We start from the raw sequence: 22496 nt of genomic DNA, 5'->3' as shown, positions 1-22496 counted from the left end.
CGGCAGCCGGGGGAAGGTACGGAAGGTACGCCAGCAGTGTAGAATTTAGCTTTTAGTGCTGTTTGCGCTATACTGCAATAACTCTTTGCCACAGGAGTACGCCATTCTCACCTCACAGAAAAAGGGGCCTATTTATGACCAAGACGACAGTGCAAATCGGCAGTTTTACCGTTGACGATGCCACCCTTTCCAGCGGCGATGATCAACGGGTCAAGAATATCGTCAGCATCCCCTGTAAATCCGATCCCGATCTGTGCCTGCAGCTGGATGGCTGGGATGAGCAGACCGGCATCCCGGCGTTTCTCGACGGGAAGGAGCACATCTTGTTCCGCCAGCATTACGATCATGACAATGATGCCTGGATCATGCGCCTCGAATAATCCCTTCTCCTACCGTCGTCGCGGGAGGCTAATGTGCTCCGCTCGTTCTTCTCTCAACACGATGCCAAGCACCGCGCCGGCGCCTGAAATGGTCTGCGTCCGTTTTCCTGCCATACTGGCGATCCCCTACTCCAGCGCGATTATGATCGGGAGGGGCGACGATGTATATCGCTGACATCGCGAACAGGAGCGGGGCAAAAAAATCAGCCTGCAGGCTGAGAAGATAAGTAAAATAAGTATGAATACGAATGAGGGTGCAAAGATGATAATGCCCCTGTAGCGTTGGGGCAACCTATCGCTGCAATAGGATACCTCGTGCTACCGCCCGCCTCCCCCGCGTTGCGCCTGCTAAACTTACCGCTATGGATAAGCCACAGGATTACCTCAATTTATGATAGAAACCCGTCAACAACTTGATGAAGCCCGGGAAGCGTGCCGCAAAATGGTAACCAAACGCGCCGCGCTGTCGCGGGGGCCTCGGTCATTCCGCTGCCCGGCCTGGATATCGGTACCGATGTATCGATTCTGCTGGCGCTGCTGCCGGCTATCAACGAGCGATTCGGCTTGAGCGAGCAGCAGTTGGCGCAGCTTCATCCCAACCGCAAGAAGTATACCTTTTATCGCCATTACCGGCGTCGGCAGTTGTCTTATCGGCAAAACTCTCACCCACGAAGCCGTCAGCCATGCGCTTAAACGCGTGGGGGTCAGGGTGGCCACCAAGTCGGTGTCACGCTATGTCCCGCTGTTGGGTCAGGCGCTGGCGGCAGGCCTAAGCTTCAGCGCGATGAAACTGCTGGGAAATAGCCATATCGACGATTGTTATCGAGTGGTCAGCGAGGTGCTGCGTCAAACGACCGCGCCGGAAACCGACGCGCCACGGCAGCCGCCGGCAGAGCCGTAACGCCCTATTCATCAAAATCTTTTGTGGTGGGCAATCGAAATATTTGCTATTCATCCGCCGGGAGCCAGATAAGAATAGACTTTTCACCCGCACAGGATGACAGCAGGATGCCCGCCCACGCCATTCATGACCAACTGTCGACGCGACTGCGCGCGTTACAGCCCTCGGTAACGCTGGTCATCTCCCAGCTTGCCCGCAAACTGACCGCAGAAGGTCGCGATATCATCAACATGAGTTCAGGCGAGCTTGATTTTGACATGCCTGAGCCTATCGTACGCGAGGCCATTGCCACCCTGCACGACGGACAGACCCGTTATACGGATGTCGGCGGCAACCCCGCGCTCAAGGCGGCCATTATCGCCAAATTCCGGCGTGAGAATCAGCTCGAATTCACCCCACGGCAAATTATCGCCAGTACCGCGGCGCCAAGCAGATCATTTTTAATGCGCTGTTAGCCACACTTGAACCGGAAGATGAAGTGATTATCTCTGCCCCTTATTGGGTGTCTTATCCCGAAATGGTGCGGCTGACCGGCTCCGTGCCGCGTTATGTCGAGCCGGGCGACCAGGACTGACGCCCGCCCGTCTTGAGGCCGCGCTGAACGCCAATAGCCGCTGGCTGCTGTTGAATTCTCCGGGCAATCCGTCCGGGGCGCTTTCGCTTTATAGCGCGGAAGAGCTGCGCGCGCTGGCCGAGCTCAACGGACCACAAACCCTGCTGCCCGAATGGTGCGGCCGTCTGCGCCAACGCCGCAATGTGGCGCTATCGATTTTGTGCCAGGCGCCGGCACTGAATGTGGCGATGCCGCCCGCCGCGTTTTATCTATTCGTTGATTGCCGCGCGCTTATCGGTAAACGCACCCCGTCAGGCGAAACGCTGCATGATGACGTGGCGCTGGCCGCCTATCTGCTGGAACACGCCGAGGTTGCTGTGGTACCGGGCTCCTCCTTTGGCATCGCCCATCATTTCCGTATCGCCTATAGCATTGCCGACGACCGGGTGGCGCTGGCCTGTGAGCGCATCATCGCGGCCTGCGGGGCGTTGGGGTGACGAGCGCCAGCCCATTTCCCTCGCCGGATATTGCGCTGGCGGAGCGGTTATTCACTGAGCTTCATGCGTTAAGCTTTGACGGTAGCGGCATTTGCCGCAACAGCTATGGCGAAGGGGAGCAGCGGGCGCATGACCTGCTGCGCCACACCGCTGAGGCGTTTGGGCTGCGCGTCGCCACCGATGCCGCGCTCAACCTGTCATGACGTTGCCCGGCCGGCCGTGGCGCCGGCGGTTATCACCGGTTCGCATCTCGATTCGGTACCCTGCGACGGCAATTTCGACGGCACCGCCGACGGTGCTCACCAGCCGCAGCGAGAGGGCCCACGATGCGCGTTAAGGGGCCAGAGGCGAGCGATGATTGTCCGCCCCCTACAATGGCGCCGCGCTCGTGGCCGGTTGCCGCGGTTAAATCTGGCTTAAGCGTATCACGATGCTGTCGCGCACATTATCGATATGGCTGGCGACAGCCGCGCGGGCGCCCTCGGCATCCTGCGCGCGCAGGGCGTCGATGATCGCCAGATGTTTCCTGGTGCCCTTTGATAAAACGTTCAGATACCTGCCGCATATTGAACATGCGCGTTTTAAGGCGCAGGCTTTCAATATAGTGCATTAACAGGGCGTTGCCGCTGTAATGAGCCAGCGCTTGATGCAATTGGCTGTCTATCTGCCAATCCTGCTGAGGACTCGGATCACCGGCACCCGGCCCGCGGCCAGACGGACGGCTTCCGCCTCCAGCGTGCGCCGGACATGCAGCGTCTCGATAAGATCACGAATAGAGAATTCCTTCACCACCAGCGTTCTACCGCCGCTGCGGCCGATAAAGCCTTCGTTTTCCAACTTGTTCAATGCATCACGCACCGGCGTGCGTGAAATCATGAGCATATCGGCCAGCCGGCGCTCCTGGAGGATGCTATTGACCGGAAGTTCACGATTGATAAGCATATTCAGTAACACATCATAGGCCTTGGCGCTGAGATTTTGTTCCCGTCCAGCCATCATGTCACCCGTTGTTTTATGAGGATCCATTGCGTCATTTCATACCGTCAATACCCTGATTAAAAAAGGCAGGCCGAGGGCCCGTCCATTGGCAGACAATCCAGACGCGCTGCCCCCTTAATCGCAGGCGACGGCCTGGCAGACCTAAGGCTGTAAAAGTGAGCGGACCGGCTCTTTGGGATAGGTGTCGAAGCCGACGATGGGGGTGACGAGCTTAGCATAGGTCCCGTCAGCCACCATCTCCGCCAACGCCTTGTTTACCGGCGCCGCCAGGTGCGGTTTGTTTTTGGTAAAGGCAAAGCCTTTCTGGATCCGGCTGACATAATCCGGCGTCTGGCGCAGCGGCAAGTGCATATCCTTGATCAAATACGCGTTGCCAATAGAATCATTGATCACGCCGTCGATATTGCCGTTAGCCAAATCCTGTACCACCGCGGTCACATCAATATAATTTTTCAGCGTCGCGCAGTGATCCACCGCCAGTTGCGCATAGGTGGAAGACACCTGGGCGCCGATGCGTTTCCCTTTCAGATCCTGTGCCGAGGTAATCGATGAATCTTGCGGAATGATAATGCGGCCGCCAGATTCAATCCAGCCGTCAGAAAACAGAATGGCTTTTTGCCACGCGGGGGTAATATCCATCGCGGCACTGCTCATATCAAACTGGTTGGCCTGCAGTCCGACCAACACCGAATCCCATTTGGTGATAACGGGTACATATTCCAGCTGTAACCGCTTGGCCACCTCCTTCATGACGCGAATTTCCAGTCCGTCCAGCTTGCCGTCGGCGCTGCGCATGCTAAAAGGCGGATCGGTACCTTCGGTCGCAACCGACAATTTACCGGGCTGCTTGAGTTCTAATTGGCCCTCATCGGCGGCACGGGCGCCGAATAGCGGGGTCATCATGCAACTACCGTGGCAATACAGAGTAAACGCTTGATTTTCATAGATGGCTCTCACTAGGCTGCAAAAAATTGGAAGGAAGGTTTATGACCTGCCGGCGCCTGCCACGCGCGCGGGCGTCACCGGCTGGCGGTTACCGTTTTCGCTGGCCAGCAGTTCTGCCATTACCGTGGCACCCAGCAGCGACGTAATCTGGCCAGGGCCGTCGTAGGGGGGACTGATTTCGGTCACGTCGCATCCCACCAGATTGATACCGGCCAACCGGCGCAGCAGCAGCAACGCCTCGCGCGCCGTGGGTCCGCCTGCTTCGGGGGTTTCCACCGCCGGCGCGGCGGCGGGATCGACAAAATCCATATCGAAGGTAATAAATGTGGGACGGCCTGCGGTGCGGGCAGCGATACGCTCCGCCCGACCTGAATCGAGTGCGCGGGATCGATGATATTTTCCTCCACGCCGCGGCGAAACGGCGTGCCGGCGCTGTAGCGCTTATCGGCAAAATACTTATCCCAGGTGTCGCTGTGCGAATCAAAGCGACGGCGCGCAATTCCGCCAGCGTCACCGAATGATAGCAGCCAATGGCTCAGGGGACGACGCCAGCCTACACCAGCGTCGATACCACCTGCTCCATACGTACCAGCATTTCCTCTTCGTAGCCCGGTACCACCAGCGCATCCCCGGCGTCGGAGGGCAGACCGATTATCGCCACATCCAGCACGCTCAGATCGCTTGCCATCGGTAAGCGCATAAAAGTCGGCACGCCGCAAAAACTCCGATTTTCCAGGGAGTTAGTCGGTAAAACACTCATAGTTCAGGTCCTTAACATTAGCTTAAACGGTGTTGTCGCCGCTCAATCCAGGAGGAAAATTCGGTCAATAACGACGTCAACAGCAAATAAATCAAGGCTGCGGCGATATAGAACTGGAACGGTCGGAATGTCGCGGAAATACTGGTCTGGGCGTACAGCGTGATGTCGATGACGGTAATGGTCGACAGCAGCGAGGTATTCTTTAGCGTCGAAATGGCTTCATTGGTCAGCGACGGCAGTACGATACGGAACACCTGCGGCAATATTATCCGTCGCATCACCTCCCCTTTGCTCATGCCGAGCACATAGGCGGATTCCATCTGACTGCGGGGAATGGCCTGCAGTCCGGCGCACATAATTTCCGCCACGTACGCGCCGCTGTTAAGCCTCAGCGCCTGCGACAAACGGCGACAGGAGAATCCCTATTTGCGGGAAACCGAAATACACCACAAACACCTGGATCAGCGCCGGCGTGCCGCGGATGAACCATATAGAACCGCCCGAGGGCGCTTAAAAACCTCACCGGCGACATTTTCGCCGACACGGCCAGAAATCCGACGACCCAGCTCAAGACGATGGTGGCGATGGTAATCAGCAGCACGATCCAGCCGGCCAGGTGGTCGCGGCCATTTATCGCAGCGGGCAATTTTCGCGCACTGAAATGGCGCAATTGCCCTCTTTATGTGCCATTGGCGTTCACGGCGTCGGCGTTGCGGTATTCAATACCCCGTAAATGAATACCCGCTCGGTGGCTGAGCATGCGCTGGCGTTGATGTTCGCGCTGACCAAACGGACCCCGCCGCGGACAGCGCGCTGCGCGCCGGCCATTTCGCGTTTAAATATGAGGGGGGACTGCGGGAGTTACAGGGTACTCTGTGGGGGTGTGGTCGGCTTTGGCGCCATTGGTCGCGCCACCGCCGCTCTGGCCCGCGGGCTAGACGTATTTCAACGGGAGCCGGTTTTGCCGGACAATCCACTGCTGGGGCTTCCCAACGTGGTGCTGACGCCGCATATCGCCGCCTCTACCGAACAGGCGATGACGCGGATGGCAAATGCGGCAGTAGACGGCGTACTGCGGGTCCTCGCCGGGGAACCACCCGCCTCGCTGGTGAACCCGGACGTATGGCCGCGCCGGCGTCGGCGCAAGGATTAGTCGCCGGCCGCCTGAATCGGCGCGATGGTGAAGCCCTGTTCCTCAAGCCGCGTGCGCAACGCCACCGCCCCCGGCGTGTCGCCATGGACACAAATACTGTCGATGCGCGACGGCAATGTCCGCCCGCTGACCGTGGTGATGGCCTGTTGCTCCAGCATGCGCAAAATACGCGTCGCCGCTTGATGCGGATCGTGCAACACCGCACCGGCAATCCCAACGCCAGTGCCGCTTTCTCGGTTTCCATACCGGGCATGACCACCATGATCAGGTCGCGATCCACACTGGCTATCGCCCGCGCCACCGCCTGTGCTAGCGCGGGGTCTTCCGCCGCCAGATTTCCCAGCGCGCCGTGGGTTTTCACGTGGCGTAAAGGGGAGCCGACGCTTTTGGCCAACGCCTGCATGGCGCCGATTTGATAAACAATTTGTCGTTCTATCTGCGCCGGGCTGTCCCCTAATATCTGACGTCGACCAAACCCTTGCAAATCATAGAAACCGGGATGTGCGCCAACACCGACGCCGCGGGCATGGGCCAGACTCAACGTGTTATGCATCACCTCGGGATCGCCGGCGTGAAAGCCGCAGGCGATATTCGCCGAGCTGACTATTTCCAGAATGCACGCATCGTCGCCCATCGTCCATACGCCGAAGCTCTCGCCCATATAGCTGTTTAAATCAATTAGCATGCTTTTTTGTCTCCCGATTGACCGTCTACGGCACACTGGCATCATTCTTGCCTAATTGCTAGAGGAGGAAAAACGTGGCGCAGTAGCAGCGTTTTTCTGGTATGCCAAAAGTATTCCAAAAACACCCGCAGAGTAAAGCCCCTCGCTTTCATGCAAGGCTTAACAGGATATTCGCGTGCAACAAAGCTCAACGTCCCCTTCGTGGCGCATTTTGCCGATTGCCGATTGCCGATTGCCGATTGCCGATTGCCGATCAGGCGGTCTGAGTGGATTTCGGGGAAGTCATCGATGAACAGATTAATCAACGGGTCACCGCTCTGGCGGCCAGAGTCAAAGACGCGGCGCTGACCGTCGGCTACGATTCCACACAGATAAGACAGGCGTTGCTAGTGGCGCAACTACAGGCACTGCTGACGCAACCCGACTCCCTTGGGCAACGGGCAAAATGCTGGACCATTCCGGTTTGTTACGACGGTGATCACGGCGTCGATCTGGCCACCCTGGCCGCGCTGCACCATCTTACGCCGCAGCAGGTGATAAACCTTCACTGCGCGGCCACCTACCGGGTCTACATGAAGGTTTTATGCCCGGCTTCGCCTATCTCGGCGGCCTGGACCGTCGCCTGCATACCTCGCGCCGGGAATTACCGCGCCTGAAAACGCCAGCCGGTAGCATCGGCAGCATGCAGACCGCGGTCGGTTCGGTAGAGGCACCCAGCGGCTGGCATTTGATCGGCCGCATGCCGGTGCGCAGTTTCGTCCTGGATCGCGAAACGCCGTTTTTGTTTAGCGCCGGCGACCATGTCCGTTTTACACCGGTCGCCGTAGCGGTTTTTACCCGGCTGGAGGAGCAACCTGATTATCTTCCCGACTGGACATGGCAATAATGGCGAACGGTTTTGACGTGCTGACCCCCGGGGTCTACACTACCTTGCAAGACGCGGGTCGGTTCGGTTTTGAAGATCGCGGCGTACCGCCTTCGGGCGCGATGGACGAGATGAGTTTCGCCATCGCCAATGCCCTGGTAGGCAATCCAGAATCGATGGGCGCACTCGAGTTCACCCTGACCGGCGCCACGCTGCGCCTGGCGGGAAGCGCTCCCTGCCGTTTCTCCGTTACCGGCGATATGCAACTGACGCTGGATGACGTGGCGCTGCCCCCCTATTGCCGCCATAGCATGCAGCCGGGCAGTACGCTGCGCGTCATCCACGCCCGCAGCGGCGCCCGCGGTTATCTGGAGGTAGCGGGCGCGCCATTGCACCGGTGATGGGTAACGTGTCTACGCTGGCGCGAGCCGCGATTGGCGGCCTTAACGGACGGCCGCTGCAAAAAGGCGATTAGCTGCCGCTGACGGCAACGTTGCCCTTCGGACTTTTGGCGGACAGCCTGCCGGTGCAGCAACTGATGCCACAACGTGAACGCCGGCCAATCCGGGTGGTCGCGAGTCCACAGCAGACGCATTTTAGCCAGGCAGGTCTGGCGTGTTTTCTCGCCGGCGAATACCGCATTAGCAGCGAAAGCGACCGGATGGGCTATCGCCTGAGCGGACCGCCGGTGCCCCACCTGCAGGGTTTCAATATTGTGTCCGACGCCATTTCCCGCGGCAGTATCCAGATACCCGGCAACGGACAGCCGATTATCGCCATGAATGACCGTCAAACCACCGGCGGCTACCCGAAAATCGCCACCGTCATTCGCACAGACCTGGCCCGGCTGGGGCAGCAGAAACCAGGCGATACGACGCACAAGCCTGCCTCTAGATAGTACGTCCGATCTTGCCGCGCAAACTGCGTGCGCGGCAAGGTTGCACCATCCCTAGCGCCGCCGGCCTCAGGGAACCCGCTAAGCGAACTATCTCCGTGGACATCCCGCCTTAAAGACAGAAGACGCTATCCCCCCGTTTGGGCTTCGGTCGCGGCGGCGCGCAAAAAGCCGGTAATAAGCTGGTGCAACAGCGATTTCCGCTAACTGTAACGCATGACCACTATCAGCTCACGATAAAAGGTCAGCGATTCCCCCAGCGGTACAATGCGCACGTGATCGGCACGCTCGCGCCATTGTCCGGCCAGCGCCACGGCGAGATTGTGCTCCACCATGCGCACAATCGCGTCAATCTCATCGATTTCCAGCGCAATTTTTGGTGTTAGACGCTGCTGACGTAAAAATTGACTCACCCTCCGGCCGCCGAACGACGTGCGATCATAACGGATAAACGGCGCGTCGCGCAGTAGCGCGAGTGGGTCGTCTCCCGCCATGTCCGGCGGCGCGACCAGCACAAACGGCTCACGCAGCAAAGGCTCGCTGTAGAGATCCTTGGTCAGCACAAAATCGGGTTTAATCACCACCGCCAAATCAATATTGCCCGCCTCGACCTGATTAAGCAGGTTGAACGACACGCCGGGTACGATTTGCGTTTCTAGATCAGGCGCCTGACACCGCAGACGGAGCAGCACCTGGGGGAGTAAGCCCGGTTTGCGTGGTGGAAATGGCGCCAATCCTGACCGTACCGCGGTATTCACTGACGGTTGCTGGCTGACGCACCCTGCCAAACAGCATCACAATGTCCTGCACGATAGGCACCGCCGCCGCCCGGCCGCTGCGGTCAAACAGCAGCATGCCGAGATACTGTTACAGCATGCGGATTTGGGCGCTGACCGCCGATTGTGTCAGGCCGATGCGCTAACCGGCCACCGAAAACGTACCATAACGGGTCACGGCGATGAAGGTATGCAATTCGCGCAGCATGCGGTTCACTTAGCAAAATTTTTTATGAGTAGTAGTGATAATATTCGCTTTTAATAAAAATATTTCAAGGTAAGAATAACCTGCAACTGCCGATACCCGGCATGAACAGGAGAAAACCCATGGCTCTAAGCCCGTTTCATTTAGCCATTCCGGTTGACAATCTACCCGACGCGCGCCGCTTTTACCGGGACGTATTCGGTCTGGAGGAAGGCAGCTCCAGCGAACACTGGGTGGACTTCGATTTTTACGGTCATCAACTGGTGATTCATGAACAGGCCAAAACCCCCGCGCAACAGGCGCTGGGCACTAATCCGGTTGACGGCCATGACGTTCCTGTACCGCATTTTGGCATTGTGCTGTCCTGGGAGGAATGGGAAACGCTGGCGGCGAGATTGCGTGATTTCGCCACCCCCTTCGTTATCGAACCCTATATTCGCTTTGAAGGGCAGGTAGGCGAACAAGCCACTATGTTTTTACTCGATCCCTGCGGCAACGCGCTGGAGTTTAAAGCCTTCAAGGACAGAAGCCAGCTGTTTGCCAAATAAGCGCCGGGCCGTGTCCTGCGCGACACCCACCCTATCGCCCTACCGTCAGGCGGCCCGCCAGACGGTAGCCTTAAGCCGTTCTCGCCCCTTGACCGCCAATGTCCCCTCCTCTCCCTCATCACCGGGTATCGGTGCGCCTTAAGTCGTTTTTCCTCATTCTACTCCACCTTCACACGCTTCACTCCGGCCACATCACATCCCTCCCGACGCCTGTCTGCCTTGTTCTTTCTCGGTTCACGTTTAAAAATACTTTTAATCCTGCAATAAATAACGCGTCCACAAAATCGTTGCATCCTGTCGACGAGCATTATTTTCATCAACAATAAACCGTCAATTACGCCCAATTCATTCCATGGATCATTTTATGATCCGTATCAATTTTTATCATTAAACAGAAATGGATTTTGTCTGCACATTTATCGCCGGTGATTTTTGTGTCCTCTGATATCGTTTTTTTGTATTCATAAGAAAATGCGCTTTATAGTTAACAGTTCGCGCGTTACCCATTGATATTCACTTCAATTAACTATGTAATAAAGAGGAATTCGCCTGTCGGAATGACTCGTGTATAAGTTAACCTCTTCTTATAAGGAACTCTCACGTTTTATTATTGATCTGCTTTGTATTATTCTACTGCTACTAGGGGTTTTTATTTATTTTATTTTTGGCAAACGCACAAATCTTACCAACTCAAAAATAATAAGCACTTAGTATAAACATTAAGGGTTTACGGCACGAATCGGCGTCGGGATACGCGCTTTATTCGAGGGTGTCTCGGCAACCGAATTTCTTAGCACACCGTGAACGCCCGTTGTCTATCACCGGTAATGCGGCAGCATAGGGCATAATCACGTCAAAGGCAACACCTGCGCACGACCGCCGTTCTTAGCACTAAATTCTCCTTGAATTGCGCTATTGCCGCCAGACTCGGGTGCGGCGGCAACAGCACATCGTGAGACGAAGATTATAAGCGCTGCTGGTTGACACCTTCGAGCATCCACGTAGACCTTGCGTAAAACGCCCTTTCTCTCGCCAGGGAGACAGATGGATTATCTCTACACGCGAGTGGCCTCCGGCGGCGCGGATTTGCCGGATTTGGCCTGTAGCCAACGCTCGCAGGCGGCAATAAACCGGGCCTCCAGCTTACCCCCGGCGTGACCGTTGGTCGCACACTCAACATAGATCATCACGCCCCGCTCATTAACCGTGAAGACAGTATTTAACAACCCAAAAGCCTCTTCCGTTAATAAGACCTCTATCATTACTATATCATCAAAACTCAGGCGCACCGCGATGCGTCCTTCGCGAAACCGTCCCTGCAGGCTATATTGGCTCCTGAGTTCCGGCGGGCTATTATCAATCATGCGAATAAAACCCAACACATGCCTTAACGTTTTAATATCCGCTGCGGGCATTTTGTCCAAAATGCGTGGCCGGTTGTTGATATTTAATAAGTTAAATAAAACTTCATAATCTTCTTGCAACGAACGTCCGGTAAGAATATATCTTATGAGATCAACCGATTTGCGCCATAAATTGAAGTGATACACACTTTGATCGCCAGCTATCATTCTTCCGGCCAGATTGGCGGAAATAGCCATATTCACCTTCCCTGATGATGTATGTACTGCAGTCCTCATAGACAGTTCCTTCTATCATTTTTTTTCGAGTCTTGAACGCGCTACCGTGTAGGAAATAATCAATTGACGACAAAGCCGGACAGATAATTTACGTGTGACGATGCAAGAGAGGTCATGCTTATTGTACGGCAAATCACAGTTCATGATTTTACCGTTTTTTCATCGCAATGATAGTCAATTTCCAGAACCATACGCAACAGTACCGCTACCGGTTCAAACAGCGTTTCCGGTATTCTGTCGCCGCAGCCGACATGCTGGAAAAGCGCCCGCGCGAGAGGGATATTTTCCACAACCGGCACGGCGGCGCGTTGTGCCAGGTCAACAATTTGTCCTGCACGTTCGGCCGTACCTTTGTCCAGCACACGCGGCACCGGCATATCGATTGGATGATACCCCAGACAAATCGCAATATGGGTCGGGTTACGTATCACGACGGCCGATCGTTTAACATTGTGCGCAAGACTACCGCTTTGGATCTCATGCTGCATTTCGTGCCGGCGTTGTTTCATGTAGGGATCGCCTTCCGCATCCTTATATTCCTGTTTTACTTCCTCCTTGCTCATTCGTTGCTGCTTCAGGGTGTTATGGGCCTGAAAAGCGTAATCGAGTACTCCAAGGACAATATAAAAACCGATTAATCCAAACCACATCCAGCGAGTGAAAGTGGTAAACAGCGGCAACGCACAACGGCTATTGCAAAACGGCAGCGCCTGAAATGTCGTTGCATAATAATAAAACAGGCCGGCAAAAATCAGCGTCAACACCACGACCTTACCGGTGGATTTACACAATTCCACCAGGCTGTGGAGCGAAAAAATTTGTTTGAGATTACTGACCGGATTAATGCGACGTCCCTTGATGCCCACGGCTTTACTGGCCAGGACGAACCCTATCTGTAGCAGCACGCTGCCAACGGTGGCTAGCGCTAACATACCGCCAAATAAGGCGAACAACAATCCGGCCGACGATAGCACAACATGCAACAGCTGATTGAAGGCAAACAGGAAAGGTCGATTAATCAGGCTTATGGACAAGACGATAAGCGTCGATGTCCGCTCTATCACCGCCTCGGCGAACAGGTGCCAGAAAAGGAGTATCGCGGCCAGTTGAACGCCGGAGGTGATTTCATTGCTTTTTATCACCTGTCCTTCTTTACGGCGGTCGCGACGTCGCTTTTCGGTCGGTTTTTCAGTTTTCTCACCCATGCCAGAGCCACGCTTTGGTCAACGCCTGATACAGCGTTTCCGTCTCCTGCAAGTAATGATGGAAGGCATAAGGCAATGACACCAGCAGCAGGAGAAGCGCCAATGCGCTTTTGATCGGCATGGAGAGAAAGAACACGTTTAACTGCCGTGCGGAACGGTTGATTAAGCCCAGCGCCAAATCCGCCAATATCATACTGAGCACCGCCGGCAGCGAAAAACTCAGGCACAAACAATAGAGTAGTTGCCACTGCGTGAGAATGAAATCAAACAGCCTGCGGTCCAGCGCCAGCGTCGTACCCGGCGGGAAGGCGCGATAAGAGTCATACAGCGCGCTGAGCAATAGATTAATGCCGCCCCCCAGAAAGAACAGCGCGCAGAGAAATTGGCTGAACAACAGGCCAAACAATGAAGTTTGCATCGCCATGGACGGATTGTAAACAGAACCCATCGTGGCACCGCGCAGCGTATCGATAAGAAAGCCTGCCATATCCACCGCCCAGAATGGAATGGCGGCACAAAACCCGAGGATAACACCAATGAGCAGCTCTCCCGGCACTCGTTCGAGCAACCCCCAACCGCGCAATGGCGCCGCCTGTTTATATACCAGTGGCAACATGGGAATAATCAGCGCCAATAACACGCCGTTTCTAATCAGCGCGCTACCGAGACTGCGGGTATTAAGCAGCGGGAAGAGCAAGGTCAAGCCCAAAGGTCGGATAAGCGTGAACGCCACCGTCACCAGACCGTCCGTAAGCGCGATCATCCGCCCCGCATCCCGATTTGCAGCAACACCTGACGGGTATAGCCCAGCAGAATTCCGCCCAGCCAGGGATAACTGGCCATTAACGTTATCGCCACCGCCAGCAGCTTTATCATGAACTGTAAAGTCTGATCCTGAATTTGCGTTAACGCCTGAAACAGGCTCACTAAAATGCCCACGGCAGACGCTACTAGCACGACGGGTAAAGACGTGATGAGCACGATCCACATTAGCTGCGTCACTAAATGGGTCAGGGCGGCGTCGTTCATGAAAAGCTTTGCACCAGCTGCGATAAAATCAAATCCCAGCCGCCCGCCAGCATGAAAATCAGCAGCTTGAAAGGCAAGGAGATCGTCATCGGCGAGACCATCATCATTCCCATCGCCAATAACACATTCGAGACCAGCAGATCGATGGCCAAAAAGGGGAGATAAATTAACAGGCCGATACGGAAAGCCTGGCTGAGCTGACTCACGGTAAACGCCGGCAACAAGATCAGGAGCGAGTCCGGCCTGACCCGCCGGCGCGCCTCTTCCGGCCAGGTTTTCGTTACCAGTTGGTGGAAATAGCGTATCTCTTTTTCGTCGGCGTTGCGGCGTAAAAATTGGCGATAGGGCATGAGCGCCTTACCGTCCCAGCCGCTGGCCCAGGGCGTATCACCGGGCGCTGCCACCGGATGCCACTGCGCTTTGACCGCTAATGCGGTCGGGGCCATGATGAATAGCGACAGGATAAGCGCCAGGCCGTACAGCGCCATGTTAGGCGGCACCTGCTGGATCCCCAGCGCATTGCGTAAAATAGACAACACCACCGCCAGTTTCAGAAATGAGGTTCCCATGACAACCGCCAGCGGCAGCAGGGAAAGGACCACAAGCAGTATTATCAACTGCCAGGGAGAGTCAGGTAATGACATAGTAATATCCGGTTGGTGAGCCTGCTGCCGTTATAGCATCAGTCCATTTTCTCACTATCCGGTTTTGGCCTGATCCGCCTGCGCCTCGGTGAGGTACCAGCGGGTAATGCGCACCAGCAGGGCGCCGTCGCAGCTTACCAGTTCCCCCTGGCCAATGGTCTGGTTATGCAGCCGTAAGATGGCGTATGGCGTAAACCGGCCGGTCACCGGCACGACGTCGCCCACAGCTAGCCGGCGCAGGTCCCCCACCGTCAGCGACAGCTCTCCCACATCTACCCGCACCTGCTGCGGCAGTGCATTGAGCAAAAGCGTGGTCCGGTTCACATCGTCGGTTATCGCTGCCCGGCCGCCGCTATCAGCCGTCGCTGCCGGCGGCGCGCCTGGCCGTGTTGCGTCCCCGGGTGCGTCATACTCCAGCTGCGCCGCGATATCCTGCATCAGTGCGTCTATTTCCATGGTGTCCCCCCCTTTCCAGGTAATGCCTACTGCCGATCCGCCAGGCAGGATCAAGGTATATTTTCCCGTTCGCGGACAGCCTGCGCTCTGTAATCGAAGCCCCGCCCCCGGTCCAAGCTGGCGCAACGCCGCCAGCGTCAGAAATTGCACGCCGATAATCAGCGTACCTCTTAGCGATAACGCCGGGCCGTCGGTCCGCGTTAGCGGCGTCACCCCGGCGGCAAACCGGCGCGAGACACAAGCCGGCAACCCTATCAGCACGCCCTGAAACGTCTGTTGCTCCACCTGCCACCTGAAGGTGACGGCCAATTGTCTTTCCAGGCCGTTGCAGGGCCGCGGCGACGTCCACGACGACAGCGTCAGCCCGCCTGCCGTCAACAGCGGCGTGAGACCCCAGGCAGCAATAGACGCCAGCAGCGGCGCTGCTATCTGCGTCGCGTCGGCCGTGCCGAGCACCTTTTCACACCAGTCGCGCCAGACCGTCGCCGGTAACCACAGGTCACAGGGTACGCCGTCGGCGCTCAAGGCGAGCACTACCCCCTTCGTACTTGACGACCATGGCTGCAGTTGCAGCGCCACCGCGCCTAATGTACCCCCTGCCGGCATCAACTTTTCGACCAGCGGTTGTTCCTCAGGCGTCAGGCTCAGCACGACTCACCTCCAAACTCATCCGGTAACCGGCTTTGCGCAATACGGCGGACAGACGAGGCGCCACCGCGCACAGCTGATGGTAAAGATCCGTCTCCAGCACAATGACCAGCATTTGCAGCCCGTCCGGCCCGTCGCTGATATCGCAAATCAGACCGTCGGCACTGCCACCCACCAGCCGATAGCGCGCATTCGCGTTGCGTGCGATAAACGGCATCGCGCCTCCCTCACCCGCCGCCGGTGCACCCTGTCGCATCAGGCGCGCAAAGGCCTGCGTGTGCGTCCCTGAGGCGCTGGCCTCCGGCGCTTCGTCATCCAGTTGCCAATGCCAGGCGCATCCCTCAGTTTTGATATTGCTCATCCGTGAGTACCTGTTTCAGTTTTTCCTGTTTTTTCAGTAATATCACCCGGGCCTCCTGCAAATCGCGCCGTCGGTCCCGCAGCGTCGCTCGCGCCTGCCGCAGATGACGCAGCTCGTCGCTTAACGCATACACACGCTGCAGCACACCTTGCATTTCCAACGTCTTCCGCCCCAACGTGCCGACCGTCGCCATCCCCCTCCACGACAGCAGGTCATGCCGCGTACGGGCGAGCTGCGCCAATCGCGCATCCCCTTCACCGGTGGCCGCTTCGTTTTGCCGCTCCTCACGGCTCACGCCCGCCAATGCGCGCCGAAAACGCATCTCGCGCTGCGTTTTCAAATGCAACACTGCCTTTAACAGCTGTTTCCGGTCAGCCGCATCAGCTGCTGCTGCAGATCGTCGATGTCGCATGGTGTGTTCTCCCGTTGTTGCAAGAAAGCGCAGATAGCGGGATAGGCGTCGACCGCCCGATCCGCCAGCGGGTCGTCACCCCGCTGGTACTCGCCGACCCGCACCAATAATTCGACGTCGCGGTAAACGGACAGCAGTTGCCGCAGCGTTGCCACCAAGACAATGTGTCGTTCGCCCACGATCGACGGCATGATGCGGCTGAGACTCGCCAGCACGTCTATCGCGGGGAAATGGCCACTTTCCGCCAGACGTCGCGATAAGATAATGTGACCGTCGAGCAGCGAGCGAACCTCGTCCGCCAGCGGCTCATTGATATCGTCCCCCTCCACCAGTACGGTGTAAAAAGCGGTGATGCTGCCAACCGTCCCCATGCCGGCGCGCTCCAAAAGACGCGGCAGCGCCGCAAAAACCGCCGGCGGATAACTGCTGCCCACGCACGTTTCGCCCGCGGCCAGCGCGATTTCCCGCCCAGCGCGGGCATAGCGCGTCAGAGAATCGGCCAGTAATAAGACCCGCAATCCCTGGTCGCGAAACGCCTCAGCGACGGTGGTGGCAAGCGAGAGGGCGCAGACACGTTCCAGCGCCGGTCTGTCCGAGGTCGCCACGATGGTTACGCAGCGTTGCCTGGCCTCGTCGTCCAACGTCTGTTCAAGAAACTCGCGCACTTCCCGGCCGCGCTCGCCAATCAGCGCCAGCACCGTCACGTCACAGTCCGGGCAGGCGCTCAGCATTGACAACAGCGTGCTCTTGCCGCCGCCCGCCGCGGCGAAAATACCGATGCGCTGCCCTTCGCCGCAGGTCAGTAATGCGTCGATAGCGCGGATTCCGGTCAATAGCGGGCGAGCAATGCGCTGGCGCGTCAGCGGCGGCGGCGGCGGTGCGTCCAGTTCGCGCCAGGGGCCCTGAGGGTCGGGCATATCGTCCAGCGCCCTGCCTAACCCATCAATCACCCGACCGAGTAACGCGCTGCCCACCGGCGCACGCTGGCGGTGGCGAAGCGGCTGAACCCGCTGGCCGTATGTCAGGCCCTCCGTCGGTCCATAAGGTGATAACAGAACATCATCCCCTTCAATTCTCACCACTTCGGCCAGTCCACCCTCAGGTAGAAGCCGACAAACTTCTCCCATCATCGCCCCCGGCAAACGCGCGCGCAGCAATGTCGCGCCAATGTGCAGCAGCGCGCCAGTCAGACGATAACCGTCGGGAGGTTCGTCGACGGGAGTGAGATGCTGCGCCAGCATCGACGCAAGACGCTGGCTGTTACATGTCATCGTCGGCCAGCTCCTCGGTCCCCAGATCAAGCGTGGCCAGAACCTGGATCGCACATTCCGCCCCCAACTCCTGCCAGGACATGACCGCAATATCGTGCCGCAACGTCTCTATGAGCCTGCGCAGGAAACGGCGCGCGTCAACCGAGGTCACTACGCACACCTCACCCAGCGGCGCCAGCGCTTCGGCAATCAGGGTCAAAATGCGTTGGTTTTGCGCCGGGCTCAATGCCGCATAGGTGCCCACCGCCGTTTGACGTATGGATTCACGGATTAGGTTTTCAATGCCTTCGCCGATACGTACTACCGGCAATGGATCTCCAAGCGGTTTCAGCCGCTGCAGGAGATGCCGCCGCAGGGCAATGCGTACATATTCAGTCAACATCAGCACGTCTTTTTCCCGCGGCGCCCATTCAATCAACGTGCCGAAAATCAAACGTAAATCGCGGATAGAAACGCCCTCCGCCACCAGGCGCTGCAGAGTTTCGGTAATTTTGCTGATGGGCAACTGGCGCTGTAGCTCTTTGACCAGTTCGGCATAATGCGCCTCCATGGCATCCATCAGATAGCGCGCTTCCTGTACACCGATAAATTCAGCCATATAGCGCACCAGCACCCGGCGCAATAGCGCGGACAAGCAGTTTTTCTGCGCTATCACCGTCAGGCCGCGATCGCGCGCCAGCGCCGCCCTTTCCGCAGGTAACCAAGTTATCTGTCCCATGCCGTCCGGCAAGGTCACCCGCTCTCCACCCAAATCGTCCGCCACGCCAAACGCCAGACAGAACCCCTTATCCGGCAGCACTTGGCTAAATACCGGCTCTTGATATAACAAGAGCGTCATTGCCGGCGCCTGCTGTGCCGGCTCCACCATAACGGTTATCTCCGGCAGCGGGACGCCATAGCTTTCAAACAGGCTCCAGCGTAGCGCATCAATTTCCTGCGTTAACGACGCGGTATTGAGCGAGGGGGAAATGCGCAGCATCAGCGGACAAGCCCCAGGCCTCATGACGTCGTCCGTGCTCTCCGTCTGCGCGGCGGGCCCGACGCCCGACGCCCGGCGAAGGCGATGCCAGATAAGCCCGCAAGGCAGCGCGGACAACAGCGCCAGCAGGAAAAAGTCAATAAAGGGGAAACCAGGTATCAGTGCAAATAACAGTAGGATCACCGCGGTAAGCATCAGCGCCTGCGGCTGTTTACCCAGCTGCGTGGACACTTCACCCGCGAGGTTCTGCCGTTTTTCGCCAGGAACGCGCGTGACAATGATGCCGGCGCTTAACGATATCAGCAGTGACGGGATCTGCCCGCACAGGCCATCGCCGATGGACAGGACGCTATAGGTCTGCATCGCCTGCCCGATGCTCATGCCACCCTGCACGATGCCGATAATGATGCCGCCAATGATATTCACCAGCACCACGATGATGCCGGCGATGGCGTCCCCTTTAACAAACTTCATCGCGCCGTCCATCGCGCCCAGGAAACGGCTTTCTTGCTGTACCAATTGACGTTGCTGGCGCGCCTGGACCGCATCAATGACCCCGGCGCGTAAATCGCCGTCAATACTCATCTGTTTGCCGGGCATGCCGTCAAGGGAAAAACGCGCGCTGACTTCCGCCACCCGCTCCGTGCCCTTGGTAATGACTATGAATTGCACAATGGTAATGATAAAGAAGATAACCAACCCGACCGTGAGATTACCGCCGACGACAAAACGCCCGAATGCATCTACAATACTCCCTGCATTATGCTGCAACAGGACCAGCCGGGTGGTGCTTATCGTCAAAGACAGCCGATAAAGCGTCGTTATCAGTAACAGTGAAGGGAAAACGGACAGATCTAGCGGATCATTGATATATATAGCGATCAGCAGCAATATCACCGAGAAGGTAATATTGATAGCGATGAGAATATCGACGACGAAGGTCGGCAGCGGCAGGACGATCATGACGATCGCGATAAGCAGCATCAACGCCAGAATGATATCCTGTCTGCCGCGGCAGGCGGCCAGCCAGCGGTTTTGCGTTAGCCAGTTGGTTACGCCCCCCGGCATAGCGCCTCCAAAAAAGTCTGCTGGCGCAGATGTAGCCCCAGCCACAGTTCTGCCGTGCTGTGCGTCGGCGGTGAACAACTGATGGCCAGCCCCGCGCCCAGGGCATACAGTCGCTGGGGCACACCAGCGAACCGGGCGGGATGCCAACGCTGCAGGCCCTGGCGCAAGACGCCGTCGGCGGCGGCATGGGGCATATATTGACTTAAGTGTAATCGGCCGCCGCGATAGTGCAAATAGGTTTCTCCCAGGGTGTGACGCCAGCACATAGCCTGCAACAAAGGGCGCTCGCCCAGCTCCGCAAGCCGGATAAATTGTTGCAAATTCCGCTCAGTAATCAGATCCCAATCCATGGCATTTCCCCCGGCAATCAGTGCAGACAGCGTCCCAAATGGTGCGGGACGCGGGTATCGGGGCTATACCTGATTTGCCGCCAGCTGCCGCAATACGTCGATGATTTGCTCGCGTTGATCGTCATCGATGAAACAGCCGTCGGGCAGGAGCGTATAGAGCGCGACCAGATGGTGAAGCAGGCGATTACGCAGCGCGCCGGAGGGGGTTAACGGCGTAAGCCGCTCATCCAGCCAGGAGGCAAATAGCCAGTTCTCGCCAACGATTTCAATGACGAGCGGCAGTAACGTCTCTGCCGGCAAACGGCATAATCCTTCGATACGTCGGCTTTCGTTCTCCAGACCCAGAAACAACGACAGCCGGCGCAGGCGCTGTAGCACGGCCGCCAACCTCTGCTGCTGTTGCCCCGGAAGGCAGGCGGCAAGTTCAAAAGCCATCACCCGCAACAACAAGCGCAACCGCTGACGTCGTGCCGTCCAGCCAGCGATGCGTCGGAACCATTCCGTCAGCGAGACTTCCGGTTCATCCAGCGCCTGCTGCAGTAAGTGTGTGATCGGCCGCAGCGTAGCAGGATCGACCTGCGCCATTTCCAGCATGGCGAACAGCGTGGTTTCCCAACCGTGCTGTTCCATCAGCGCCGCCAGTTTGGCGCTGAGCGCCTGTTTGCGGCGCTGGCTTAATGCGTCCTGCGCCAGGTAGGATGATAAGGTGGCGATTTGTCGCGCAATTTCTAGCGCCTGGCACTCCTGCGGCGCCATCGCCAGCAGGAGTGCCAGGCCACCGCCCGGTTCCCAGCTGTTTTGAACCAGCTTGATAAGCGCTTTCTGCTTGCGCGTCTGGCGGTCGGCCGATCCCCTGTCTTTACGGCCGAGCAAGCGTCCGGCCAGCGCCATGCCCATATCTTCCAGCGTTTCGGACAGGGCGTTGCTTGAGGTCTGTTCCAACTCAAGCAGCGCCATCTCCTGCAGTGCCATCTTGCGCTCCTCCGGCACCAGCCGGGCGTGTGCATCCTGCATAGAGGCCGGGGACAGTATCCCCTCGGTCGTTTTCATCGGCTTCTCCTGCTGGCGCCGCCGTTCCCCGCAGCCAGGCCAGTAAGTGTGCTAAATGTCGATCCAGCGATAGCTCCACCGCGCAGTGCGCCGACGCTAGCCGCGCCTGCGTGCGGGCGAAATGCGGTGCCGCGACGATGGTCAATTGCTCGCCCCACGCCGCCCGCATCTGCGGCACCAACGCAGGATGTACCTGTAAGGTGAGCGTCCCTTCGCTGGCTAATTTTACCACCTGCTGGGCAAGCCGGGCGCTAAGCTGCTCATCCGCAGGCTGCTGCCCGCACCAAGCGCCAAGCGCCTGCGCCATCGAGGTCTGGATGCGTTCGGCCGCGTGCCGAATAAGCAATCGTTCCTGCTCCGCCTCGTCCAGCACCCGGCTAACGTGCCGTTTTACCCATTGCCGCTCACGGCGCCGCAATAGAGCCTGTTCCAGGCGGGCGCGCTCGTTTAGAAGCTCACGCCGGATTCGCCGCTGATGCCGGGCGGCCTGACGTAGGATAGCTATCGCTTTGCGGCGCGCGGCTTTGAGCATTGACACGGCTTGGCGTTCGGCATCCGCCAGCGTTTGCTCACGCGCCAGCCGTGTCTCAAACCAAGCGGCGGCGATTACCGGGCCGTTCGGCGCCGGCCCGGCCAATTCAGTCACGGTTAATGTGTCGGCGGGCATAGTACTTGCTCCAGTAAGATAAGCGCGGTGCTGGGCACCGTTGGCCACAATGCACGGGCGGGGGGCGGTAGCAAAAGCAACAAAGGAGACAAAACTGGCTCAATGACCGCCATCCTGGTGAGGACGGCGGTGCCCAGTGTCATTGCCTGTTCCACCAGCGCCTCCGGCGCCCATACTGCGCCCCGTTTGCCACTGCACAGACCAAACAGTTGCCAGAGTGTCGCCTCCGACAGCCACTGGCCTATCACCTCTCGGTAGCCGGGCAACAGTAAATAATCGCTGCAATCCAATGCCAGAAGCCCGAGCCCCAGCGCCGCTTGCGGCATCACCGGTGCCAAACGGGCCAGGCGGCGCGCGCGCGGCGTCAGGGCATGGCCGAGCGGCGGTATGCCGCGCCACTGTCGCAACGCCTGATTCAGGCCTTGATCCAGCTGCGGCTGCTGTCCGTAACGCCACGTCGGACGCGGCCGAAACCCGAGCGCCGCCAACCAGGCAGGATTAGCATAGCGCGCGGGCTGCCAGCTATAGCGATACAACTGAAGCAACAGTGGATC

Annotated in this window: 32 protein-coding genes and 4 pseudogenes; 12 read left to right on the top strand and 24 right to left on the bottom strand. The window is 57.8% G+C overall.

The features are described 5' to 3' along the window. The first annotated feature begins 134 nt into the window (after positions 1–134). The 7 genes from SGP1_RS11585 (at position 135) to SGP1_RS11570 (ending at position 2534) form a co-directional block, all read left to right on the top strand. Positions 135–380, top strand: coding sequence for a DUF1480 family protein (locus SGP1_RS11585; protein ID WP_011411142.1), 246 nt, complete (start codon positions 135–137; stop codon positions 378–380). Positions 381–812: 432 nt separating this feature from the next. Beyond that, positions 813–1073, top strand: a complete 261-nt coding sequence (locus SGP1_RS29675; protein WP_050747587.1) for a hypothetical protein — start codon at positions 813–815, stop codon at positions 1071–1073. A 16-nt stretch (positions 1074–1089) separates the two neighbouring features. Beyond that, entirely contained in the window at positions 1090–1281 is a 192-nt protein-coding gene (locus SGP1_RS29670; RefSeq protein ID WP_050747586.1) for a hypothetical protein, read from the top strand. A 107-nt stretch (positions 1282–1388) separates the two neighbouring features. Further along, positions 1389–1736, top strand: a complete 348-nt coding sequence (locus SGP1_RS33410) for an aminotransferase class I/II-fold pyridoxal phosphate-dependent enzyme (RefSeq protein ID WP_050747585.1) — start codon at positions 1389–1391, stop codon at positions 1734–1736. 23 nt (positions 1737–1759) lie between these two features. Then, the gene (locus tag SGP1_RS33405) at positions 1760–1855 is read left to right on the top strand and encodes a hypothetical protein (protein WP_243465993.1); all 96 of its coding nucleotides are present in this window, start codon (positions 1760–1762) and stop codon (positions 1853–1855) included. Positions 1856–1905: 50 nt separating this feature from the next. Beyond that, positions 1906–2331, top strand: a complete 426-nt coding sequence (locus SGP1_RS33400; protein WP_243465992.1) for an aminotransferase class I/II-fold pyridoxal phosphate-dependent enzyme — start codon at positions 1906–1908, stop codon at positions 2329–2331. Next, positions 2328–2534 (top strand): hypothetical protein, encoded by a 207-nt coding sequence (locus tag SGP1_RS11570; protein ID WP_041866927.1) that lies wholly within the window; start codon positions 2328–2330, stop codon positions 2532–2534. Before SGP1_RS33400 ends, SGP1_RS11570 begins: the two co-directional genes overlap by 4 nt. Before the next feature lie 202 nt (positions 2535–2736). Here the strand turns inward: SGP1_RS11570 and SGP1_RS36385 are convergent. The 7 genes and pseudogenes from SGP1_RS36385 to SGP1_RS33375 form a co-directional block, all read right to left on the bottom strand. After that, positions 2737–2941 (bottom strand): annotated as a pseudogene (locus SGP1_RS36385) (FCD domain-containing protein). A gap of 50 nt (positions 2942–2991) precedes the next feature. Next, on the bottom strand, positions 2992–3357 hold the full coding sequence (locus tag SGP1_RS33395; RefSeq protein WP_243465991.1) for a GntR family transcriptional regulator: 366 nt from the start codon (positions 3355–3357) through the stop codon (positions 2992–2994). Between the two features lie 114 nt (positions 3358–3471). After that, entirely contained in the window at positions 3472–4233 is a 762-nt protein-coding gene (locus tag SGP1_RS11560; RefSeq protein ID WP_083764747.1) for a transporter substrate-binding domain-containing protein, read from the bottom strand. Between the two features lie 81 nt (positions 4234–4314). Beyond that, a pseudogene (locus tag SGP1_RS33390) lies at positions 4315–4775 on the bottom strand (arginase family protein). Positions 4776–4828: 53 nt separating this feature from the next. Continuing rightward, entirely contained in the window at positions 4829–5035 is a 207-nt protein-coding gene (locus tag SGP1_RS33385; protein ID WP_243466322.1) for a hypothetical protein, read from the bottom strand. A 17-nt stretch (positions 5036–5052) separates the two neighbouring features. Next, positions 5053–5403 carry an ABC transporter permease subunit gene (locus SGP1_RS33380; RefSeq protein WP_243465990.1) on the bottom strand — a complete coding sequence of 117 codons (351 nt, stop codon included), beginning with the start codon at positions 5401–5403 and terminating at the stop codon, positions 5053–5055. A gap of 20 nt (positions 5404–5423) precedes the next feature. Beyond that, positions 5424–5705 carry a hypothetical protein gene (locus SGP1_RS33375; RefSeq protein WP_243465989.1) on the bottom strand — a complete coding sequence of 94 codons (282 nt, stop codon included), beginning with the start codon at positions 5703–5705 and terminating at the stop codon, positions 5424–5426. A 78-nt stretch (positions 5706–5783) separates the two neighbouring features. Here SGP1_RS33375 and SGP1_RS11545 point away from each other — a divergent pair, with 78 nt between their 5' ends. Next, the gene (locus SGP1_RS11545; RefSeq protein ID WP_243465988.1) at positions 5784–6188 is read left to right on the top strand and encodes an NAD(P)-dependent oxidoreductase; all 405 of its coding nucleotides are present in this window, start codon (positions 5784–5786) and stop codon (positions 6186–6188) included. On the opposite strand, the pseudogene SGP1_RS11540 reads toward SGP1_RS11545, so the two are convergent. Beyond that, positions 6185–6822: pseudogene (locus tag SGP1_RS11540) on the bottom strand (5-oxoprolinase subunit PxpA). The gene SGP1_RS11545 and the pseudogene SGP1_RS11540 sit on opposite strands and share 4 nt — an antisense overlap. A gap of 317 nt (positions 6823–7139) precedes the next feature. On the opposite strand from SGP1_RS11540, the pseudogene SGP1_RS35665 reads away from it, so the two are divergent. The 3 genes and pseudogenes from SGP1_RS35665 to SGP1_RS35130 all read left to right on the top strand — a co-directional run bounded on the left by SGP1_RS35665 (position 7140) and on the right by SGP1_RS35130 (position 8636). Further along, a pseudogene (locus SGP1_RS35665) lies at positions 7140–7759 on the top strand (5-oxoprolinase subunit B family protein). Then, on the top strand, positions 7759–8139 hold the full coding sequence (locus SGP1_RS35135; RefSeq protein ID WP_050747583.1) for a hypothetical protein: 381 nt from the start codon (positions 7759–7761) through the stop codon (positions 8137–8139). The pseudogene SGP1_RS35665 and the gene SGP1_RS35135 overlap by 1 nt, the downstream one beginning before the upstream one ends. A 92-nt stretch (positions 8140–8231) precedes the next feature. Beyond that, the gene (locus SGP1_RS35130; RefSeq protein ID WP_050747582.1) at positions 8232–8636 is read left to right on the top strand and encodes a biotin-dependent carboxyltransferase family protein; all 405 of its coding nucleotides are present in this window, start codon (positions 8232–8234) and stop codon (positions 8634–8636) included. A 200-nt stretch (positions 8637–8836) separates the two neighbouring features. Here the strand turns inward: SGP1_RS35130 and SGP1_RS33360 are convergent, their stop codons facing one another. Both SGP1_RS33360 and SGP1_RS33355 read right to left on the bottom strand, forming a co-directional pair. Then, positions 8837–9325, bottom strand: coding sequence for a LysR substrate-binding domain-containing protein (locus SGP1_RS33360; protein ID WP_243465985.1), 489 nt, complete (start codon positions 9323–9325; stop codon positions 8837–8839). Then, a complete protein-coding gene (locus SGP1_RS33355; RefSeq protein ID WP_243465984.1) occupies positions 9294–9488 on the bottom strand; it encodes a hypothetical protein in 195 nt (64 codons plus the stop codon). Before SGP1_RS33355 ends, SGP1_RS33360 begins: the two co-directional genes overlap by 32 nt. Positions 9489–9736: 248 nt before the next feature. Between SGP1_RS33355 and SGP1_RS11520 the strand changes: the two genes are divergently transcribed. Continuing rightward, positions 9737–10162 (top strand): VOC family protein, encoded by a 426-nt coding sequence (locus SGP1_RS11520; protein WP_011411139.1) that lies wholly within the window; start codon positions 9737–9739, stop codon positions 10160–10162. Positions 10163–11217: 1055 nt separating this feature from the next. Here the strand turns inward: SGP1_RS11520 and SGP1_RS11515 are convergent. The 14 genes from SGP1_RS11515 to SGP1_RS11450 all read right to left on the bottom strand — a co-directional run bounded on the left by SGP1_RS11515 (position 11218) and on the right by SGP1_RS11450 (position 22487). Then, positions 11218–11763 (bottom strand): hypothetical protein, encoded by a 546-nt coding sequence (locus SGP1_RS11515; RefSeq protein ID WP_041866925.1) that lies wholly within the window; start codon positions 11761–11763, stop codon positions 11218–11220. A gap of 179 nt (positions 11764–11942) precedes the next feature. Next, the gene (locus SGP1_RS11510) at positions 11943–13007 is read right to left on the bottom strand and encodes an EscU/YscU/HrcU family type III secretion system export apparatus switch protein (RefSeq protein ID WP_011411137.1); all 1065 of its coding nucleotides are present in this window, start codon (positions 13005–13007) and stop codon (positions 11943–11945) included. Then, entirely contained in the window at positions 13000–13770 is a 771-nt protein-coding gene (locus SGP1_RS11505; RefSeq protein ID WP_011411136.1) for an EscT/YscT/HrcT family type III secretion system export apparatus protein, read from the bottom strand. Before SGP1_RS11505 ends, SGP1_RS11510 begins: the two co-directional genes overlap by 8 nt. Continuing rightward, the gene (locus SGP1_RS11500; protein ID WP_011411135.1) at positions 13767–14036 is read right to left on the bottom strand and encodes an EscS/YscS/HrcS family type III secretion system export apparatus protein; all 270 of its coding nucleotides are present in this window, start codon (positions 14034–14036) and stop codon (positions 13767–13769) included. The genes SGP1_RS11505 and SGP1_RS11500 overlap by 4 nt, the downstream gene beginning before the upstream one ends. Further along, positions 14033–14680 carry a type III secretion system export apparatus subunit SctR gene (sctR, locus tag SGP1_RS11495; protein ID WP_011411134.1) on the bottom strand — a complete coding sequence of 216 codons (648 nt, stop codon included), beginning with the start codon at positions 14678–14680 and terminating at the stop codon, positions 14033–14035. Before sctR ends, SGP1_RS11500 begins: the two co-directional genes overlap by 4 nt. Positions 14681–14734: 54 nt before the next feature. Next, positions 14735–15787, bottom strand: a complete 1053-nt coding sequence (locus tag SGP1_RS11490; protein ID WP_011411133.1) for a YscQ/HrcQ family type III secretion apparatus protein — start codon at positions 15785–15787, stop codon at positions 14735–14737. Continuing rightward, on the bottom strand, positions 15768–16145 hold the full coding sequence (locus SGP1_RS23995) for a type III secretion apparatus (protein ID WP_011411132.1): 378 nt from the start codon (positions 16143–16145) through the stop codon (positions 15768–15770). The genes SGP1_RS11490 and SGP1_RS23995 overlap by 20 nt, the downstream gene beginning before the upstream one ends. Beyond that, positions 16126–16485, bottom strand: a complete 360-nt coding sequence (locus SGP1_RS11480) for a hypothetical protein (protein ID WP_158302379.1) — start codon at positions 16483–16485, stop codon at positions 16126–16128. Before SGP1_RS11480 ends, SGP1_RS23995 begins: the two co-directional genes overlap by 20 nt. Before the next feature lie 14 nt (positions 16486–16499). After that, positions 16500–17828, bottom strand: a complete 1329-nt coding sequence (locus tag SGP1_RS11475) for an EscN/YscN/HrcN family type III secretion system ATPase (protein ID WP_011411130.1) — start codon at positions 17826–17828, stop codon at positions 16500–16502. Then, the gene (locus SGP1_RS11470; protein WP_011411129.1) at positions 17818–19875 is read right to left on the bottom strand and encodes an EscV/YscV/HrcV family type III secretion system export apparatus protein; all 2058 of its coding nucleotides are present in this window, start codon (positions 19873–19875) and stop codon (positions 17818–17820) included. Before SGP1_RS11470 ends, SGP1_RS11475 begins: the two co-directional genes overlap by 11 nt. Further along, positions 19860–20225: a type III secretion system apparatus protein gene (locus SGP1_RS11465; RefSeq protein ID WP_011411128.1), complete on the bottom strand. Its 366-nt coding sequence runs from the start codon at positions 20223–20225 to the stop codon at positions 19860–19862. Before SGP1_RS11465 ends, SGP1_RS11470 begins: the two co-directional genes overlap by 16 nt. A gap of 63 nt (positions 20226–20288) precedes the next feature. Continuing rightward, complete coding sequence (locus SGP1_RS11460; protein ID WP_011411127.1) at positions 20289–21275, bottom strand: SepL/TyeA/HrpJ family type III secretion system protein; 987 nt, start codon at positions 21273–21275, stop codon at positions 20289–20291. Beyond that, on the bottom strand, positions 21169–21942 hold the full coding sequence (locus SGP1_RS11455; protein WP_011411126.1) for a type III secretion apparatus: 774 nt from the start codon (positions 21940–21942) through the stop codon (positions 21169–21171). Before SGP1_RS11455 ends, SGP1_RS11460 begins: the two co-directional genes overlap by 107 nt. Further along, entirely contained in the window at positions 21924–22487 is a 564-nt protein-coding gene (locus SGP1_RS11450) for a type III secretion system domain-containing protein (protein WP_011411125.1), read from the bottom strand. Before SGP1_RS11450 ends, SGP1_RS11455 begins: the two co-directional genes overlap by 19 nt. Positions 22488–22496 lie beyond the last annotated feature (9 nt).

Origin of the sequence: Sodalis glossinidius str. 'morsitans', assembly GCF_000010085.1 — a bacterium.
Classification (GTDB): domain Bacteria; phylum Pseudomonadota; class Gammaproteobacteria; order Enterobacterales; family Enterobacteriaceae; genus Sodalis; species Sodalis glossinidius.
The sequence above is the reverse complement of the archived record's forward strand: the minus strand, read 5'-3'. Positions and strand labels throughout refer to the sequence as shown.

What these genes read in the sequence shown, in the direction of transcription:
- SGP1_RS11470 (WP_011411129.1), bottom strand. Translation starts at nt 19,875, where the DNA reads ATGCCGGGGGGCGTAACCAACTGGCTAACGCAAAACCGCTGGCTGGCC.
- SGP1_RS11510 (WP_011411137.1), bottom strand. Translation starts at nt 13,007, where the DNA reads ATGGGTGAGAAAACTGAAAAACCGACCGAAAAGCGACGTCGCGACCGC.
- SGP1_RS33355 (WP_243465984.1), bottom strand. Translation starts at nt 9,488, where the DNA reads ATGCTGCTGTTTGACCGCAGCGGCCGGGCGGCGGCGGTGCCTATCGTG.
- SGP1_RS11560 (WP_083764747.1), bottom strand. Translation starts at nt 4,233, where the DNA reads ATGATGACCCCGCTATTCGGCGCCCGTGCCGCCGATGAGGGCCAATTA.
- SGP1_RS33385 (WP_243466322.1), bottom strand. Translation starts at nt 5,035, where the DNA reads ATGAGTGTTTTACCGACTAACTCCCTGGAAAATCGGAGTTTTTGCGGC.
- SGP1_RS11505 (WP_011411136.1), bottom strand. Translation starts at nt 13,770, where the DNA reads ATGATCGCGCTTACGGACGGTCTGGTGACGGTGGCGTTCACGCTTATC.
- SGP1_RS11475 (WP_011411130.1), bottom strand. Translation starts at nt 17,828, where the DNA reads ATGACATGTAACAGCCAGCGTCTTGCGTCGATGCTGGCGCAGCATCTC.
- SGP1_RS11500 (WP_011411135.1), bottom strand. Translation starts at nt 14,036, where the DNA reads ATGAACGACGCCGCCCTGACCCATTTAGTGACGCAGCTAATGTGGATC.
- sctR (WP_011411134.1), bottom strand. Translation starts at nt 14,680, where the DNA reads ATGTCATTACCTGACTCTCCCTGGCAGTTGATAATACTGCTTGTGGTC.
- SGP1_RS11455 (WP_011411126.1), bottom strand. Translation starts at nt 21,942, where the DNA reads ATGCCCGCCGACACATTAACCGTGACTGAATTGGCCGGGCCGGCGCCG.
- SGP1_RS33410 (WP_050747585.1), top strand. Translation starts at nt 1,389, where the DNA reads ATGCCCGCCCACGCCATTCATGACCAACTGTCGACGCGACTGCGCGCG.
- SGP1_RS11465 (WP_011411128.1), bottom strand. Translation starts at nt 20,225, where the DNA reads ATGGATTGGGATCTGATTACTGAGCGGAATTTGCAACAATTTATCCGG.
- SGP1_RS35135 (WP_050747583.1), top strand. Translation starts at nt 7,759, where the DNA reads ATGGCGAACGGTTTTGACGTGCTGACCCCCGGGGTCTACACTACCTTG.
- SGP1_RS33395 (WP_243465991.1), bottom strand. Translation starts at nt 3,357, where the DNA reads ATGGATCCTCATAAAACAACGGGTGACATGATGGCTGGACGGGAACAA.
- SGP1_RS11520 (WP_011411139.1), top strand. Translation starts at nt 9,737, where the DNA reads ATGGCTCTAAGCCCGTTTCATTTAGCCATTCCGGTTGACAATCTACCC.
- SGP1_RS11585 (WP_011411142.1), top strand. Translation starts at nt 135, where the DNA reads ATGACCAAGACGACAGTGCAAATCGGCAGTTTTACCGTTGACGATGCC.
- SGP1_RS11460 (WP_011411127.1), bottom strand. Translation starts at nt 21,275, where the DNA reads ATGAAAACGACCGAGGGGATACTGTCCCCGGCCTCTATGCAGGATGCA.
- SGP1_RS23995 (WP_011411132.1), bottom strand. Translation starts at nt 16,145, where the DNA reads ATGAGCAATATCAAAACTGAGGGATGCGCCTGGCATTGGCAACTGGAT.
- SGP1_RS11515 (WP_041866925.1), bottom strand. Translation starts at nt 11,763, where the DNA reads ATGGCTATTTCCGCCAATCTGGCCGGAAGAATGATAGCTGGCGATCAA.